Raw genomic sequence first — 15,880 nt, forward strand, 5'->3', positions numbered from 1 at the left:
CGCGGGCAGTTAATGTGTGCCGGTCCGTTTTCCAGAGCCAGATTCGGAGTGCCCGATGTCCCACCCCACCCCCGCGGCCGCGAAAGACCGTCCGCCGCCCGGCCGGCGCGGCCCGCTGGACCGGTTCTTCGAGCTGACCGGGCGCGGCACGACCGTCCCGCGCGAGCTGCGCGGCGGGGTCACCACGTTCTTCGCGATGGCGTACATCATCCTGCTGAACCCGATCATCCTGGGCGGGGCGAAGGACGTCCACGGGGACGTGCTGTCGATCCCGCAGCTCACGACGATGACGGCGCTGTCGGCGGCGATCACCACGATCATCATGGGGCTCGTCGGGAACGTGCCGCTGGCGCTGGCGTCCGGGCTCGGCATCAACGCGGTGGTGGCGTTCCAGGCCGCGCCGCAGATGACGTGGGCGCAGGCGATGGGCTTGGTCGTCCTCGAGGGCGTCGTGATCGTGCTGCTGGCGGTCACCGGCGTCCGCGAACTGATCATGAACGCGATCCCGCTGGCGCTCAAGCACGCCATCGCGGTCGGCATCGGCGCGTTCATCGCGCTGGTCGGCATGGTGGACGGCGGGTTCATCTCGTCCAGCGCCGAGAGCCCGCCGCTGGCGCTGGGCCTGGGCGGGCGGCTGGCGAGCTGGCCGTCCGCGGTGTTCGTGCTGTCGCTGCTGCTGATGATCGTCCTGTACGTGCGGCGGGTGCCGGGCGCGATCCTGATCGGGATCGTGGTGTCCACGGTCGTCGCGGTGGTCGTCCAGAAGAACGCGTCGATCCCGGCGAAGGGGCCGGGCTCGTGGGGCGTGGTCGTCCCCGACCTGCCCGACCGCTACTTCGCCACGCCCGACTTCGGGCTGTTCGGCAAGGTGGACGTGTTCGGCGGGTTCGCCGAGGCGGGCGTGCTGACCGCGATCGTCGTGCTGTTCACGCTGGTGCTGTCCGGGTTCTTCGACGCGATGGGCACGATCCTCGGCGTCAGCGACGAGGCGGGCCTGGTGGACGAGAAGGGCCAGGTCCCCCGCCTCGGCCGCATCCTGTCGGTCGACGGCCTGTCGGCCGCGCTCGGCGGCGTCACCAGCTCCTCGGCGAACACCGTGTTCGTCGAGTCCGCGGCCGGTGTCGGCGAGGGCGCGCGCACGGGCCTGGCGAACATCGCGACCGGCGCGCTGTTCACCGTGACGCTGTTCCTCACGCCGCTCGCGGCGGTCGTCCCCGCGCAGGCCGCCGCGCCCGCGCTGGTCGTCGTCGGCGCGCTGATGATGATGCGCGTCGCCAAGATCGACTGGAACGACCTCGGGTTCGCGATCCCCGCGTTCCTCACCGTCGTGGTGATGCCGTACACGTACTCGATCACCAACGGCATCGGGGCCGGGATCGTCTCCTACACGCTGATCAAGGTCGCGCGCGGGAAGCCGCGCGAAGCGGGCTGGCTGCTGTGGATCGTGACGATCGTGTTCGTCCTCTACTTCGGTTTGAACGTCGTGGAAGAAGTCCTGGGCGTTAAATAGTGCCGAGATGAACTAGACAGAGGGCGGAGTCTCACGCTCGCCGCCCTCCTCCTCGGCGAAAGGCAGTGGTGTGGCGCCCGCGGACGAACCCCCCGAGCCAGCCGGACACGGGGTCCGCGGCCACGTCCTGCTGGCCGCCGACCGGTTCAAGGGCTCGCTGTCGGCCGCGGCGGTGACCCGGCACCTGGCGGTCGGGCTGCGGCGCGTCCGGCCCGGCCTGCCGGTGGTGGAGATGCCCGTCCCCGCGTCCGGGGACGGGCTCGCCGAGGCGGCGGTCGCGGCGGGCTGGCGGCGGGTGCCGGTGGAGGTCCGGGGGCCGACCGGGCGGCCGGTGACGGCGTCGCTGGCGGTCGAGCGGGACACCGCCGTCGTCGACCTCGGGGAGGCGTGCGGGCCGCGGCTGCTGCCGGACGGGCGGCCGCGGCCGCTCACGGCGTCCAGCTTCGGCGCGGGGCAGCTCCTCGGGCACGCGGTGCGCGGCGGGGCGCGGCGGATCGTCCTCGGGCTCGGCGCGAGCGCCGCCCCGGACGGCGGGGCGGGGCTGGTCCAGGGCCTCGGCGGGCGGCTGCTGGACCCGCTCGGCCGCGAACTGCCGCCCGGCGGGGCCGCGCTGCGCAACCTGCACGCGCTGGACCTGCGCGGGCTTCCTGATCTGGCGCGGACGGAGCTGATCGTCGCGGGCACGGCCGCCGGGCCGCTGCTCGGCCGGTCCGGCGTCCCGGCGGCGGGCACCGACGCGGGTTCCGGAGGCCGCGACGGCGTCCGGCTGCTGGACGCGGGCCTGCGCCGCTGGGCCGACCTCGCCGAGGCCGCCGCCCGGCGCACCGCCCGCGACCTGCCCGGCGCGGGCGCGGGCGGCGGCGCGGGCTTCGCCGCGCTGGCGCTGCTCGGCGCGGCCGTCCGGCCCGGCCCGGTGTTCCTGCTGGACCTGCTCGGGTTCGCCGAGCGGGCGCGCGGCGCGCGGCTCGTCATCACCGGCGAGGGCGCGCTGGACACCCGCACGCTGCGCGGCCGGACCCCGGCCGGGGTGGCGCGGTCGGCGGCGCGCGCCGGGACGCCCGTCGTGGCCGTCACCGGGCGGCGCGGCCTGACCGGCGAGCAGTTGCGCCGCAGCCGCATCCAGGCCGTCTACGCGCTCGCGGACATCGAGAAGGACGTCGAGCGCTCGATGCGCCGGGCGGGGCCGCTGCTGGAGCAGCTCACCGTCGCCATCGCGGACGAGTGGCTGCCCCTCGCCTCCCTGTGACCTGCGCCTCCGCGCCGTGACTGCCGCCCCCGGCGGCCGGGCATACACGGGGAGAGCCCGACCCGGGAGGTAGGCATGAGGATCGGCGTTCCGCGCGAGATCAAGGACAACGAGTACCGGGTCGCGATCACCCCGGCGGGCGTCCACGAGCTGACCCGGCACGGCCACGAGGTGTTCGTGGAGCGGGGTGCGGGGACGGGCTCGGCGGTGCCCGACGCCGAGTTCGCCGACGCGGGCGCGAAGATCGTCGACGGCCCGGACGCGGCGTGGGGCGAGGCCGAGCTGGTGCTGAAGGTGAAGGAGCCCGTCCCCGCCGAGTACCACCGGATGGGGCGCGGGCAGACGCTGTTCACGTACCTGCACCTGGCCGCGTCGCGGGACTGCGCGGACGCGCTGCTGGCGGCGGGCGTGACGGCGGTCGGGTACGAGACCGTCCAGCTCCCGAACGGCTCGCTGCCGCTGCTCGCGCCGATGTCGGAGGTCGCGGGGCGGCTCGCGGCGCAGGTCGGCGCGTACAACCTGATGAAGTTCAACGGCGGTCGCGGGGTGCTGCCGGGCGGGGTGCCGGGCGTCGCCCCGGCGCGCGTGACGGTGATCGGCGGCGGCGTGGCCGGGCTGAACGCGGCGCGGATCGCCGCCGGGATGGGCGCGGACGTGACGGTGATGGACGTGGACGTCGACCGCCTCCGCGCCATCGACGCCGCGCACGGCGGCCGGATCAGGACGCTGGTCTCGACGGCGTACTCGGTCCGGCAGCAGGCCGTCGAGGCGGACCTGGTGGTCGGCGCGGTGCTGATCCCCGGCGCGCGGGCCCCGAAGCTGGTGTCGGGCGAGCTGGTCGCGCACATGAAGGAGGGGTCGGTGCTGGTGGACATCGCGATCGACCAGGGCGGCTGCTTCGAGGACTCGCGTCCGACGACGCACGCGGACCCGACGTACCGCGTCCACGGCTCGCTGTTCTACTGCGTGGCGAACATGCCGGGGTCGGTGCCGAACACGTCCACGTACGCGCTGACGAACGTGACGCTGCCGTACGCGCTGAAGATCGCCGCGCTCGGCTGGCGGGAGGCGATGCGCGCCGACCCGGCGCTCGCCCTCGGCCTGAACACGCACGCGGGACGGGTCGTGAACGGCCCGGTCGCCGAGGCGCACGGGCTGGAGCGCACGCCGCTGGAGGTCGTCCTGGCGTCCTGACCGTAAGGTGGCCGCATGGGCGAACTGATCCTTCTCCGGCACGGCGAGACCGAGTGGAGCCGGGCCAGGCGCCACACCGGCCGCACCGACCTGCCGCTCACCCCGCGCGGGGAGGAGCAGGCCCGCGCGCTGCGCGGCGCGGCGGCGCTGCGCGGGGCCGTGCGGGTGCTGTCGAGCCCGGCGGGGCGGGCGCTGCGGACGGCGGAGCTGGCCGGGCTGGCGGTGGACGCGGTCGATCCCGACCTCTGGGAGTGGGACTACGGCGGGTACGAGGGCATCACCAGCGCGGAGATCCGCGAGCGGCGGCCCGGCTGGTACCTGTGGGACGACGGCGTGGTCCCCGGCGACGCCGAGCACCCCGGCGAGAGCGTGGAGCAGGTCGGCAAGCGGGTGGACGCCGTGCTGGACCGGTGCCGTCCGCTGCTGGCCTCGGGCGACGTCACGCTGGTCGCGCACGGGCACGTGCTGCGGGTGCTGACGGCCCGCTGGCTCGGGCTGGAGCCGTCGCTGGGCCGGCTGTTCGCGCTGGACACCGGGACGGTCTCGCGGCTCGGCGACGAGCACGGACGGCCGGTGATCGCGTCCTGGAACGTCCCGCCGGGCTGACCGGCGGCGGTCTTCGCGATCGGCGGGAAACCGGGACGAGCCGCATAGGATGGCAGCGCGGGCCGCGCGCTCCGACCGGCACGATTGCGAGGACGACGATGACCACCCCGAGCCCCGGCGAGACCCCGGTCCGCGGCTACACCGCGACCAAGGACCAGCTCCAGACGCGGCTGCGCCGGATCGAGGGGCAGGTGCGCGGGATCGAGCGCATGGTGGACGACGACCGGTACTGCATCGACATCCTCACCCAGATCTCCGCCGTGCAGGCCGCCCTCGACAAGGTCGCGCTGGGCCTGCTCGACGGGCACGTCCGGCACTGCGTCGCCGAGGGCGCCGAAGAGGGCAAGGGCGACGCGATGTCCACCGAGCTGATGGCGGCGGTCGGCCGCCTGATGCGGCGCGGCTAGGGAGCGCCGCAGCCCGTCTGGTCGTCCTGGGCTTCCTGTTCCTCGACCAGCAGCCGGAGGCCGCGCAGGAAGTGCTCGCGCTCGACGGGCGTGAGCGCGGCGAGCATCCGCCGCGCCGGGTCGAGCCGGGTGCGCAGGACCTCCTCGGCCTCGGCCCGCCACGGTTCCGCGATGCGCACGAGGGCGCGCCGCCGGTCCCGCTCGTCCACGCCGCGTTCGACGAGCCCCGCGCGCTGGAGTTCGCCGACGAGCTGGCTCGTGGTGGCCGCGCCGAGCCCGACCCGCGCCGCCAGCTCCCCCACGGCCGACGGCCCCGCTGTGATGAGCGTCATGAGGACGGGCATGTGCCGGGGCCCGAGGCCCGCCTCCTTCAGCCGGACGACGAGTTTCGGCGGCCCGGTGCCGCCGTGACCAGGCTTCTTCAGCGCGCGCATGATGCGGCCGAGGAGCTGGATCAGCTCGACGGTGTCGTCGTCCACCCGGGGCGACCGAGCGGGGTCGGAAGGAGACTGCGCGCGCATGGCTTGAAGTTCAACATATTTCGTGGCCCACTGCCAATACCTTGAACTTCAAGGCATCTCCCCGCGGCCTCGTTCGGGGGACGAGGCCCGCCGACCTTTCCCAAGGGGGCTCCCATGTCCGAAACCCCGTCCGCGGCGGCGCCGCCGGGACCGCCCGGCGCGTCGGACCGGCTGGACCGCGGCATCCTGGTGCTCGGGCTGGTGATCGTCTCCGGCACGATCATGGCGATTCTGGACACCACGATCGTCAACGTCGCGCTGAAGACGCTCGGCCACGACTTCAAGACCGACCTGTCCACGATCCAGTGGGTCGTCACCGGCTACATGCTCGCGCTCGGCACCGTCATCCCGCTGACCGGCTGGGCGGTGGACCGCTTCGGCGGGCGGCGCGTCTGGATGACGTCGATCGTCCTGTTCGTCGCCGGATCAGCGCTGTCGGGGGCGGCCTGGAACATCGAGTCGCTGATCGTCTTCCGCGTCCTGCAGGGGCTCGGCGGCGGCATGCTGATGCCGACCGGCATGGCGATCCTGTCGATGGCCGCCGGGCCGCGCCGGATGGGCCGCGTCATGAGCATCGTCGGCGTCCCGATGCTGCTCGGGCCGATCCTCGGCCCGGTCATCGGCGGCTGGCTCGTCGACAACGCCGACTGGCGGTGGATCTTCCTGGTGAACGTGCCGGTCGGCGCGCTGGCCCTGGCGCTCGCCTGGTGGCGCATCCCCGCCGGGGAGCCGCACGAGGGCCGCGCCGCGCTCGACCTGCGCGGCCTGGTGCTGCTGCCGCCCGCGTTCGCGCTGAGCATCTACGGCCTGTCGCAGGCCAACGCGCACGGCTTCGGCTCGCCCGACACCTACGGCTGGCTCGCGGCGGGCGCGGTGCTCATCGCGCTGTTCGTCGCGCACAGCCTCCAGCGGGGCGACCGGGCGCTGATCGACGTCCGGCTGTTCGCCGACCGCACGTTCGCGACCGCGTCCGTGGCGGTGCTGCTCGTCGGCGTCGCGCTGATCGGCTCGCTGCTCCTGCTGCCGCTCTACTACCAGACCGCGCGCGGCGAGACCGCGTTCGCCGCCGGGCTGCTGCTCGCGCCGCAGGGGCTCGGCGCGGCGCTGGCGATGCCGGTCGCCGGGCAGCTCACCGACCGGCTCGGCGCGGGCCGCGTCGTCCCGTTCGGGATCGTGCTGCTGACGCTCGGGACGATCGCGTTCACGCAGGTCTCCGCCGGGACGTCGTACTGGCTGCTGAGCGGCGCGCTGTTCGTCCGGGGCCTCGGCCTCGGCGCGACGATGATGCCGACGATGAGCTCCGCCATCGCGACGCTCCCGCAGCGCGCGGTCGCGCGGGCCACCAGCTCGCTGAACATCATCATGCAGCTCGGCGGCTCGCTCGGCTCGGCGCTGCTGGCGGTGCTGCTGTCCCGGCAGATCGGCGACCGGCTGCCGCAGGCGTCCGGGTCGCACGGCGGGTTCGGCGACATCCCCGAGGCGGTGCGGGTCAAGGTCGCGCCGCTGCTGGCCGAGTCGTTCCACGCGCCGTTCTGGCTGGCGCTCGGGCTGACGGCGGCGCTGATCGTCCCGGCGCTGCTGCTGCCCCGGCGGGGCGCGCGGCACCTGCCGCACGAGCCCGCCGCCGAGCAGGTGCCGGAGGTCGCGCCGCACCTCTAGCGGTCCGGCCCGTGGTCCGGCCCGTGGTAAAGCCCGCGGTCAGGACGCGACCGGCCAGCCGGCGTCGTCCAGGCCGCGGGTCAGCTCCAGCGCGCGGCGCGCGTCCGGCGAGTAGCGGTACCGCTCGGGGAGGACGCGCGTCGTGCGGTACAGGCCCTTGAGCGTCAGCGTGGCCGCCAGGTCGGACGTGGGCAGGCCCGGCAGCCCGTACATCCGCCGCGCCCAGCGGGGCAGCGTGGACACCACGAGCGTCCCGACGGCGGGGGCGGCGAGCTTGAGCGGCAGCATCCTGCGCGGGACGGCCGGGTTGAACATGCGGCGCAGGCCCAGCCGGGCCTCGTCGCAGGCGAAGATGTCGCGGCGCATCATCGCGTAGTAGTCCCGCATCTCCGCGACGGACGCGGGCACGTCCGCCGGGTCGAGGCCGACGACGGCCGCGGCCCGGCGCTGCTCGTCCACGAACGCGTCGGCGTCGGCGCGGGTGAGCGGCACCCCGGCGCGGCGCGCGATGTCGAGGTAGGAGTCGACCTCGCCGAGGTGGACCCACAGCAGGTTCTCCGGGTCGTCCACCGGGAACGCCTCGCCGGTGCGCGGGTCGGTGCCGGTGAGCTTGGAGTGGAGTTTGCGGACGCGGCGGCCGATGCGCTCGACCTCGTCGCGGGTGCCGTAGGTGCGGACGCGGACGAACTCGACGGTCCGGGCGAGCCGCGACCAGGCGGCGCTCGGGTCCATCAGCTCGGAGTTCTGCGCGGTGCCCCACATCGTCCGGGGATGCAGCGCCTGGAGCAGCAGCGCGCGCACGCCGCCGACGATCAGCACCGGCTCGCCCATGACGTGCCAGGTCACCGACCCGGGACCGAAGAGGCCGTAGTCCTCGTCCCCGCGTTCGCTCTCCCGCACGGTCAGCCCCTCTCGCCGAACGTTCCCGGCGGCGCGCCCGTCCCGTGGCGGGGCGCTCTCTCTCCGGGCCGAGGAAACCACGCCCGCCACGGTAACCGAAGACTTACATTCCCGTTTATGACGTGGGTCACACCCGAGGTGACACGTCCGTCGCCGCGCGGTCAGCGGGCCGGGCGGACGGCCAGCGCGCTGCCGCCGCCCCGCCGGACCGGCTCCGCGACGGCCTGGACGAGTCCGGGCCGCAGGAACTCCAGCGCCGTCGCCGCCCCGATCACCCCGGCGGGCGGCCCCGGGAACTCGGCGACGTCGTGGCCCAGCGCGGCGAGTTTCGCCTTGTACCGCGCGATGAACGCGGGCTCGGCGAACACCTGCGCGGTGTTGCGCTGCGTCGCGCGGGGCGCGGCGAGCGCGGCGGGCAGGTCCATGCCGAGGTCGAGGCGGTTCAGCAGGATCTGGAGGACGGTCGTGGGGATCGTCGAGCCGCCGGGCGTCCCGACCGCGAACCGTGGGCGGCCGTGGTCGAGGACGATCGTCGGGGCCATGCTGCTGCGCGGCCGCTTGCCGGGGCCGGGCAGGTTCGGGTCGTGCGGCGCGCCGGGCGCGGGCGGCTGGAGCGTGAAGTCGGTCAGCTCGTTGTTGAGCAGGAAGCCCCGGCCGGGAACCGTCAGGCCGCTGCCGCCGAACTGCTCCAGCGTGACGTTGTACGCGACGACGTTCCCCCACCGGTCCGCGACGACGAGATGCGTCGTCTGCTGGCCTTCGTACGGCGTCGGCGCGGCGACGCCGGGCGCGGTGCAGCCCGGCCGCGCCGGATCGCCGGGCGCGACGGGCGCGGGCGCGGCCTTCGCGGGACCGACCAGGCACGCGCGCCCTTCCGCGAACCTCTTCGACAGGAGCGCGCGCAGCGGGACGTCCTCCTGCGCCGGGTCGCCCACGTACCGGTTGCGGTCGGCGTAGGCGAGCTTGGACGCCTCCAGGTAGGCGTGCAGGACCGCGACCGGGTCGCGCCGGTCGGGGCGCAGCGCGGCGATGATGTTCAGCGCCTCCCCGACCGTCGAGCCGCCCGACGACGACGGCGGCGCGCCGTACACGTCCAGGCCCTCGTAGCGGACGCGCGTCGGCGGCGGTGTCAGCGCGCGGTAGGCGGCGAGGTCGCGGACCGTCATCCGGCCGGGCCGGACCTTCCGCGCCGCCGCCGGATCGACGGGCGGCCGCGCGACGGTCGCCGCGACCTCCGCGCCGAGCCCGCCGCCGTACAGCCAGGACGGGCCGCGCCGCGCCAGCTCCCGGTACGTCGCGGCGAGGTCGGGGTTGCGGAACGTGGACCCGACGCGCGGCGGTTCGCCGCCGGGCAGGAACAGCTTCCGCGTCGGCACGATGTCGGCGAACCGCGCCTGGTTGACCGCCGCCTGGTCGTGGAACTCCTGGTCGACGGTGAACCCGCGCTCGGCGACGCGGATCGCGGGCCGCAGCAGCGCGCCGAGCGGGCGGCTGCCGAACTCGCGCAGCCCGCGGTCCCACTGGGCGACGGTGCCGGGGACGCCGACGCTGAGTCCGCTGGTCACGGCGTCGTCGAACGGGAGCGCCTGCCCGGTGGCGGGGTCCACGAACGCGTCGTCGCGGGTCGCGCGCGGGGCGGTCTCGCGCCCGTCGACCGTCTCGACGCGGCCGGTGCGCGCGTCGTAGTGGACGAGGTACCCGCCGCCGCCGATCGCGGCGACGAACGGCTCGGTGACGCCGAGCGTCGCGGCGGCGGCGACGGCCGCGTCCATCGCGTTGCCGCCGTCCTTGAGGACTTCCAGCGCGGCGCGGCTGGCGTCGAGGTCCACGGTGGCGACCGCGCCGCCGTAGCCGGTGGCGACGGCCTGCCGGGCGTCGGCGCGGGCGGGGGCCGGCACGAGCCAGGCGGCGGCGGTGACGGCGGCGGTGACCAGGGCGAACGTCGTGCGGCGGGACACGGGGGCCTCCTGCGGATCACACGGGTCTGCGTTCACCGTTTCACCGATCCGCGGCGATGGCCAGCCGCGCGGACTGGACATCCGGGACTGTTCCGACGTATTCTCGATTCGAGATTAACTCAGGTTGAGAACGACAGGAGGCGGCGATGACCCGCGACGAGGCCGGATTCCTCGCGTCCTACGACCCGCGCGCCTACGACCCCGTCGCGGTGACCGTGGACGTCGTCGCGCTGACGATCCGCGACGGCGCGCTGTCGGTCCTGCTCGTCCGCCGCGCGCACCCGCCGTTCGCGGACGCGTGGGCGCTGCCCGGCGGGTTCGTCGTCGCGGGCGGCGCGGACGGCGGCGGCGAGGACCTGCCGGACGCGGCCGTCCGCGAGCTGGCCGAGGAGACCGGCCTCGCCGCCGCCGACGCCGCGCTGGACCGCCTGCACCTGGAGCAGCTCGGCACCTACGGCGCGCCCGGCCGCGACCCCCGGATGCGCGTCGTGTCCGTCGCCTACCTGGCGTTCGCGCCCGCGCTGCCCGACCCGGCGGCGGGCGGCGACGCGGCCGACGCGGCGTGGACGCCGGTCGCCGCGCTCGGCCTGACGGCGGCGGGCGCGCAGCCGCCCGGCACGACCCGCCCACTGGCGTTCGACCACGCGCGCATCCTCGCGGACGGGCTGGAGCGCGCCCGCGCGAAGCTGGAGTACACGCCGCTGGCGACGGCGTTCTGCGCCGCCGAGTTCACGATCCCCGAGCTGCGCGCCGTCTACGAGGCGGTGTGGGGCGAGGAGCTGCACGCGGGCAACTTCCACCGGAAGGTCCTGTCCGTCCCGGGCTTCGTGGAGGGGACGGGCGGCACCTCGGACGCGCCCGGCCGGCGCGGCGGCCCCCGCCCGCGCCTGTATCGGGCGGGCGACGCGCGCCTGCTGCACCCGGCGCTGCTGCGGCCGAGCCGGGAGGAGGAGGTCCGGTGAACGCCGCCGAGGCGCTGGCCGAGATCGACGCGGCGCGCGGTCCCGCCGAGCTGTTCGGCGCGGACGCGGCCGAGGCGGAGCGGACGTACCGGCGGCTCGCCCGCGTCCTGCACCCGGACGCGCCGGGCGGCGACGCGGCCGGGTTCGTCCGCCTCGGGGACCTGTGGCGCGCCTACCGGGGCGCGCGGACCATCACCACATCCCGCCGCGCGTACAGGCTCGGCCCGCCCGTCGCACGCGGCGACCTCGCCGTCCTGTACGCCGCCCCCGCCGACGACGGCACGGACGCGGTCCTCAAGATGCCGCGCGACCCCGCCGACTCCGACCTGCTCGAACGCGAGGCGGCCGCGCTCCGGCGGCTGGCCGAACGCGGCGACCCACGGTACCTGCCGTACGTGCCGCGCCTGGTCGAGTCGTTCCGGCACCGGGACGCGGCGACGGGCGCGGAGCGGCGCGTCAACGCGCTGAACCGCCTCGACGGGTTCGTGTCGCTGGCCGACGTCCGCACCGCGTACCCGGCCGGGCTCGACGCGCGCGACGCGGCGTGGATGTGGCGGCGGCTGCTCGTCGCGCTGGGGTTCGCGCACCGCGCGGGCGTCGTCCACGGCGCGGTGCTGCCCGAGCACGTCATGATCCATCCGGCGGAGCACGGCGTGGTGCTCGTGGACTGGTGCTACAGCGCGCTGGACGGGGACCGGGTGCCCGCGCTCGTCGCACGGTACGCCGACCGGTATCCGCCGGAGGTCACCGGTAAGCGCCCGGCCGTGCCCGCCACGGACGTCCATCTGGCGACGCTGTGCATGACCGACCTCATGGGCGACCGCGCGCCCGCCGAACTCGCCCGGTTCGCGCGCGGCTGCACGCTGCCGTCCCCCGCCGCGCGTCCCGGCGACGCCTGGGCGCTGCTCGGCGAACTCGACGAACTTCTCGAACGGCTGTACGGCCCGCGCCGTTTCCGTCCGTTCACGATGCCCCCTGCGAAGGAGAATCCCTGATGGGAAGCGGAACCTGGTCCACCGACGTCTACAGCGCCGCCGAGAGCTACCGCCGGTCCACCGGCGCGAGCGCGTTCGCGTACAGCGACTCCGGCGCGACCTCGACGCACCCGTCGCTCGACCCGAAGGGCGTCGCCCTGCGCGAGAGCCGCGATTCGGACGAGCACCCCGAATCGGTCGGCATCGCCGTCCTGTTCGACGTGACCGGCTCGATGGGCGGCGTCCCGCGCGCCCTCCAGCAGAAGCTCCCGGGCCTGCTCGGGCTGCTGCTGCGCAAGGGCTACGTCGAGCACCCGCAGATCCTGTTCGGCGCGGTCGGCGACGCGACGTGCGACCGCGCGCCGCTCCAGATCGGCCAGTTCGAGGCCGACAACCGGATGGACGACGACCTCGGCCGCATCCTGCTGGAGGGCGGGGGCGGCGGCCAGATGCGCGAGTCCTACGAGCTGGCGCTGCACTTCATGGCGCGGCACACCGCGCTCGACTGCTTCGAGAAACGGGGGCGGCGCGGCTACCTGTTCCTCATCGGGGACGAGCTGGCGTACCCGAAGGTGAAGGCCCGCGAGGTCGCCAAGGTCATCGGCGCCGGCATCGGCGAGGACGTGCCCGTCGCGGAGATCCTGCGGGAGGCGCAGCGCCTGTACGACGTGTACTTCATCATCCCCGAGGGCGCGTACCACACGGGCGACGCGCGGCTGCGGGACTTCTGGCGGGACCTGCTCGGCCAGAACGTGCTGTACCTGGACGATCCGGCGGCCGTCTGCGAGACCATCGCGCTGACCGTGGGGCTCGGGGAGGACGCCATCGACCTCGACGCCGGGCTCGGCCACCTCGCGGAGACGGGCTCGACGGCCGGGCCGAGCGTCTCGCGGGCGCTCGCCCCGCTCGCGGAGTCCCGGACGTCGGTCGTCCGCTCGGGCGCGCCCGCCGGACTGGAGCCCGGCGACGGCCCGTCCGCGACGACGCGGCTGTGACCGTGCGCCCGCACACGATCGTCGTCGACCTCGGCTTCGGCGACGCGGGCAAGGGCACCGTCGTGGACCGGCTCTGCGCACGGGGGCCGGAGCCGGTCCACGCGGTCGTCCGCTTCAACGGCGGCGCGCAGGCCGCGCACAACGTGGTGACCGACGACGGCCGCCACCACACGTTCGCGCAGTTCGGCTCGGGCACGTTCACGCCGGGCGTCCGAACCCACCTCTCACGCTTCGTCCTGGTGGACCCTTTGGCTCTGGCCGCCGAAGCCGACCACCTGGCCGCGGTCGGCGTACCCGACGCCTTCGCCCGCCTGACGGTGGACGAACGCGCGCTGCTCGTCACGCCGTACCACCGAGCCGCGAACCGAGCGCGCGAACTGGCCCGGGGCGCGGCCCGCCACGGCTCCTGCGGAATGGGCATCGGAGAAACCGCCGCCTACGCCCTGACCCACCCCACCGAAGCCCCCCGAGCGGCCGACTGCCACTCCCCCACCCGCCTGAACCGAGTTCTGACCGCCCTACACGACCGCTACCGCGCGGAATTCCCGGACGGCCCACCGGTCCCACCAGCAGAAGACTGCGCGAAAGCATTCCAAGCATTCGCCGACCGCGTCACCTTGGTAGACGACACATACCTGGCGGCTCTCCTGGCAGCAGGCCCGGTCGTCTTCGAAGGAGCCCAAGGCGTCCTCCTGGACGAAGACCACGGCTTCCACCCCCACACAACCTGGTCCACAACAACATTCAAAAACGCCGAAGCCCTCCTCGCGGAATCAGGCACAACCCGCCCATCCCAACGCCTGGGCGTCCTCCGCACCTACACAACCCGCCACGGCCCAGGCCCCTTCGTCACCGAAGACCCGACCCTCACGCTGCCCGACCCGCACAACACCAAAAACCCCTGGCAGGGCACCTTCCGCGTAGGCCACCTGGACGAAGTAGCCCTGCGCTACGCAGCAGAAGCCTGCGGCGGCATAGACGCCCTGGCCATAACCCACATGGACGTCGCCGCTTCAAACCCCGACCTACTCCGCTGCACCGCCTACGAACTCCCAGACGAACAGAACCCGCTGACCCGACTCCCTCACCACAACGACCTGACAACCCGCGAACACCTCACCACCCGCCTGCTGACCGCCCGCCCGATCTACGAACCGCTAGGCGACCCGATAACAGCAGCCGAAACAGCCACGAACGCCCCGGCCGTCCTCCTCTCCCACGGCCCAAGAACATCGGACAAACACTGGACCGGCGCGGGGAGACCCAGTCATGCAGCATTCGGCGCGGCAAATCATGCCGCGTCGGGTGCTGTATAACGGGCCGCATGGGAGTTCGCAAGAGTGTTCCAATGGGACCAGAGGACCTCATCGCCCTGGAGCGGATGCACGCTCCCCGAAGGCCCGAGCGAGACGCACTGGCCCGGCTCACCGGCCGGAACCTGGCGGCCGGGGCCTCCGACGCGGAGATCATCGCCGCATTGATCCGCGCGGGCCGGGAAGCCGTAGACCGGCAGGTTGCGGCCACCGGGTACGCGGCGTGGGCGGCGGGGATGGACGACGAGGACCGCGCCTACCGCACCGCCCGACGCGGCTGAGGCCCTTGATGCCGACGATGATGAAGGTCGGCCGCACGCTGCGCCACGCCCTGGCACTCTGATCGCCGACCGCGTCGCCTTGCGCCCGCCGGGCAGAAGCCGTCGTACGCCAGAGCCCCCAGGGTGGTCGTGCTTCCTGGGGGCTCTGCGGTGCGGGTGTCAGGGGAGGTCGTGGATGCCGGACTTCACCTGAGCGGTGAACGTGCGCCACGTGTCAGCGGCGACGAACAGTTTGGGGCCGCTCGGGTTCTTGGAGTCGCGGACGCCCGTTAGGGATGCGAAGTTCGCTACTTCCACGCAGTTGCCGCCGGTGCCGGTGCTGTGGCTGCTCTTGCGCCACCGGGCGGGCGGCGGGACGAGATTGCTCAACGTGCCCTCCAGAATCTCGAAGGAGCTTGCTGTGCGCGGGCTTTCAAGGGAGGTCGTGCGCGCCCGACTTCACCTGGGCGGTGAACTCGCGCCACGTGTCGGCCACGACGAACAGCTTCGGGCCATCCGGGTTCTTGGAATCGCGGACGCCCGCGAGGGGCGCGAAACTCGCCACCTCCACGCATTGGCCGCCGGTGCCGGTGCTGTGGCTGCTCTTGCGCCACCGAGCGGGCGGCGGGACGAGATTGCTCACGTGCCCTCCAGGATCTCGTTCTGACGTGTCAGGGGAGGTCGTGCGCGCCCGATTTCACTTGCTCGGTGAACGCGCGCCACGTGTCACCGGCGACGAACAGCTTCGGGTCACCGGGGTTCTTGGAATCGCGGACGCCCGCGAGGGGCGCGAAGTTCGCTACCTCCACGCAGTTGCCACCGGTACCGCCACTGTGGCTGCTCTTGCGCCACTGGGCGGGTGGCTGAACGGAAGTGCTCACGTACCCTCCAGGATTTCGTGTGGAAGCCTCAGGGAAGGTTGTGCGCGCCCGACTTCACCTGAGCGGTGAACGCGCGCCACGTGTCAGCGGCGACGAACAGCTTCGGGCCACCGGGGTTCTTGGAGTCGCGGACGCCCGCGAGGGGAGCGAAACTCGCTACCTCCACGCATTGGCCGCCGGTGCCGCCGCTGTAGGTGCTCTTACGCCACCGGGCGAGCGGCTGAACGGGATTGCTCACGTGCCCTCCAGGATCTCGTTCTGAAGTTTCAGGGGAGGTCGTGGGTGCCGGACTTCACCTGGGTCGTAAACGTGCGCCAGGTCTCGGCGGCGACGAGGAGGTTCGGGCCGTCCGGGTTCTTGGAATCGCGGACGCCCGCGAGGGGCGCGAAACTCGCGACCTCCACGCACTGACCGCCGGTGCCGGAGCTGTAGCTGCTCTTGCGCCACCGGGCGAGCGGCTGAACGGGATTGCTCACGTGCCCTCCAGGATCTCG

At 73.9% G+C, this 15,880-nt stretch carries 19 protein-coding genes; 11 read left to right on the top strand and 8 right to left on the bottom strand.

Features of this window, described 5'->3' with window-relative positions; translation table 11 throughout:
• Positions 1-55 precede the first annotated feature (55 nt).
• The 5 genes from G339_RS0110045 (at position 56) to G339_RS0110065 (ending at position 4,963) form a co-directional block, all read left to right on the top strand.
• Positions 56-1,510: an NCS2 family permease gene (locus tag G339_RS0110045; protein ID WP_019630948.1), complete on the top strand. Its 1,455-nt coding sequence runs from the start codon at positions 56-58 to the stop codon at positions 1,508-1,510.
• A 70-nt stretch (positions 1,511-1,580) separates the two neighbouring features.
• Positions 1,581-2,756, top strand: coding sequence for a glycerate kinase (locus tag G339_RS0110050; RefSeq protein ID WP_019630949.1), 1,176 nt, complete (start codon positions 1,581-1,583; stop codon positions 2,754-2,756).
• A gap of 75 nt (positions 2,757-2,831) precedes the next feature.
• Positions 2,832-3,950 carry an alanine dehydrogenase gene (ald, locus tag G339_RS0110055; RefSeq protein WP_019630950.1) on the top strand — a complete coding sequence of 373 codons (1,119 nt, stop codon included), beginning with the start codon at positions 2,832-2,834 and terminating at the stop codon, positions 3,948-3,950.
• A 15-nt stretch (positions 3,951-3,965) separates the two neighbouring features.
• Entirely contained in the window at positions 3,966-4,556 is a 591-nt protein-coding gene (locus tag G339_RS0110060; RefSeq protein ID WP_019630951.1) for a histidine phosphatase family protein, read from the top strand.
• Positions 4,557-4,654: 98 nt separating this feature from the next.
• Positions 4,655-4,963 (top strand): metal-sensitive transcriptional regulator, encoded by a 309-nt coding sequence (locus tag G339_RS0110065; RefSeq protein ID WP_019630952.1) that lies wholly within the window; start codon positions 4,655-4,657, stop codon positions 4,961-4,963.
• Here G339_RS0110065 and G339_RS0110070 read toward each other — a convergent pair.
• The gene (locus G339_RS0110070) at positions 4,960-5,442 is read right to left on the bottom strand and encodes a MarR family winged helix-turn-helix transcriptional regulator (protein WP_019630953.1); all 483 of its coding nucleotides are present in this window, start codon (positions 5,440-5,442) and stop codon (positions 4,960-4,962) included. The genes G339_RS0110065 and G339_RS0110070 overlap by 4 nt on opposite strands.
• A 156-nt stretch (positions 5,443-5,598) precedes the next feature.
• Between G339_RS0110070 and G339_RS0110075 the strand changes: the two genes are divergently transcribed.
• Positions 5,599-7,143, top strand: coding sequence for a DHA2 family efflux MFS transporter permease subunit (locus G339_RS0110075; protein WP_019630954.1), 1,545 nt, complete (start codon positions 5,599-5,601; stop codon positions 7,141-7,143).
• A 39-nt stretch (positions 7,144-7,182) separates the two neighbouring features.
• Here G339_RS0110075 and G339_RS0110080 read toward each other — a convergent pair whose 3' ends face one another.
• Together G339_RS0110080 and ggt are read right to left on the bottom strand one after the other, a co-directional pair.
• The gene (locus G339_RS0110080) at positions 7,183-8,043 is read right to left on the bottom strand and encodes an oxygenase MpaB family protein (RefSeq protein ID WP_019630955.1); all 861 of its coding nucleotides are present in this window, start codon (positions 8,041-8,043) and stop codon (positions 7,183-7,185) included.
• Positions 8,044-8,204: 161 nt separating this feature from the next.
• Positions 8,205-10,001: a gamma-glutamyltransferase gene (gene ggt, locus G339_RS0110085; protein WP_019630956.1), complete on the bottom strand. Its 1,797-nt coding sequence runs from the start codon at positions 9,999-10,001 to the stop codon at positions 8,205-8,207.
• 146 nt (positions 10,002-10,147) lie between these two features.
• On the opposite strand from ggt, the gene G339_RS0110090 reads away from it, so the two are divergent.
• The 5 genes from G339_RS0110090 to G339_RS0110110 are packed head-to-tail and all read left to right on the top strand — an operon-like array spanning position 10,148 to position 14,526.
• Positions 10,148-10,963, top strand: a complete 816-nt coding sequence (locus tag G339_RS0110090) for an NUDIX hydrolase (RefSeq protein ID WP_019630957.1) — start codon at positions 10,148-10,150, stop codon at positions 10,961-10,963.
• The gene (locus G339_RS0110095; RefSeq protein WP_019630958.1) at positions 10,960-11,958 is read left to right on the top strand and encodes a protein kinase family protein; all 999 of its coding nucleotides are present in this window, start codon (positions 10,960-10,962) and stop codon (positions 11,956-11,958) included. The genes G339_RS0110090 and G339_RS0110095 overlap by 4 nt, the downstream gene beginning before the upstream one ends.
• Positions 11,958-12,932 (top strand): hypothetical protein, encoded by a 975-nt coding sequence (locus G339_RS33185; RefSeq protein ID WP_019630959.1) that lies wholly within the window; start codon positions 11,958-11,960, stop codon positions 12,930-12,932. The genes G339_RS0110095 and G339_RS33185 overlap by 1 nt, the downstream gene beginning before the upstream one ends.
• A complete protein-coding gene (locus G339_RS0110105; RefSeq protein WP_019630960.1) occupies positions 12,929-14,248 on the top strand; it encodes an adenylosuccinate synthetase in 1,320 nt (439 codons plus the stop codon). The genes G339_RS33185 and G339_RS0110105 overlap by 4 nt, the downstream gene beginning before the upstream one ends.
• A 32-nt stretch (positions 14,249-14,280) precedes the next feature.
• Positions 14,281-14,526: a hypothetical protein gene (locus G339_RS0110110; RefSeq protein WP_019630961.1), complete on the top strand. Its 246-nt coding sequence runs from the start codon at positions 14,281-14,283 to the stop codon at positions 14,524-14,526.
• A 159-nt stretch (positions 14,527-14,685) separates the two neighbouring features.
• Here the strand turns inward: G339_RS0110110 and G339_RS37615 are convergent, their stop codons facing one another.
• The 5 genes from G339_RS37615 to G339_RS0110135 are packed head-to-tail and all read right to left on the bottom strand — an operon-like array spanning position 14,686 to position 15,862.
• A complete protein-coding gene (locus G339_RS37615) occupies positions 14,686-14,895 on the bottom strand; it encodes a DUF397 domain-containing protein (RefSeq protein ID WP_019630962.1) in 210 nt (69 codons plus the stop codon).
• A gap of 43 nt (positions 14,896-14,938) precedes the next feature.
• Positions 14,939-15,148, bottom strand: a complete 210-nt coding sequence (locus tag G339_RS0110120; protein ID WP_026341311.1) for a DUF397 domain-containing protein — start codon at positions 15,146-15,148, stop codon at positions 14,939-14,941.
• Positions 15,149-15,176: 28 nt separating this feature from the next.
• Positions 15,177-15,386, bottom strand: coding sequence for a DUF397 domain-containing protein (locus tag G339_RS0110125; RefSeq protein WP_026341312.1), 210 nt, complete (start codon positions 15,384-15,386; stop codon positions 15,177-15,179).
• A 28-nt stretch (positions 15,387-15,414) separates the two neighbouring features.
• Positions 15,415-15,624, bottom strand: a complete 210-nt coding sequence (locus G339_RS0110130; RefSeq protein ID WP_026341313.1) for a DUF397 domain-containing protein — start codon at positions 15,622-15,624, stop codon at positions 15,415-15,417.
• 28 nt (positions 15,625-15,652) lie between these two features.
• Complete coding sequence (locus G339_RS0110135) at positions 15,653-15,862, bottom strand: DUF397 domain-containing protein (RefSeq protein ID WP_019630965.1); 210 nt, start codon at positions 15,860-15,862, stop codon at positions 15,653-15,655.
• Between the last annotated feature and the right edge of the window lie 18 nt (positions 15,863-15,880).

Source organism: Actinomadura atramentaria DSM 43919 (genome assembly GCF_000381885.1).
Lineage (GTDB): Bacteria > Actinomycetota > Actinomycetes > Streptosporangiales > Streptosporangiaceae > Spirillospora > Spirillospora atramentaria.

Excerpts from the sequence above, each read along its gene's own strand:
- G339_RS0110045 (WP_019630948.1), top strand. The coding sequence starts at position 56 with ATGTCCCACCCCACCCCCGCGGCCGCGAAAGACCGTCCGCCGCCCGGC.
- ald (WP_019630950.1), top strand. The coding sequence starts at position 2,832 with ATGAGGATCGGCGTTCCGCGCGAGATCAAGGACAACGAGTACCGGGTC.
- G339_RS0110060 (WP_019630951.1), top strand. The coding sequence starts at position 3,966 with ATGGGCGAACTGATCCTTCTCCGGCACGGCGAGACCGAGTGGAGCCGG.
- G339_RS0110065 (WP_019630952.1), top strand. The coding sequence starts at position 4,655 with ATGACCACCCCGAGCCCCGGCGAGACCCCGGTCCGCGGCTACACCGCG.
- G339_RS0110075 (WP_019630954.1), top strand. The coding sequence starts at position 5,599 with ATGTCCGAAACCCCGTCCGCGGCGGCGCCGCCGGGACCGCCCGGCGCG.
- G339_RS0110090 (WP_019630957.1), top strand. The coding sequence starts at position 10,148 with ATGACCCGCGACGAGGCCGGATTCCTCGCGTCCTACGACCCGCGCGCC.
- G339_RS33185 (WP_019630959.1), top strand. The coding sequence starts at position 11,958 with ATGGGAAGCGGAACCTGGTCCACCGACGTCTACAGCGCCGCCGAGAGC.
- G339_RS0110110 (WP_019630961.1), top strand. The coding sequence starts at position 14,281 with ATGGGACCAGAGGACCTCATCGCCCTGGAGCGGATGCACGCTCCCCGA.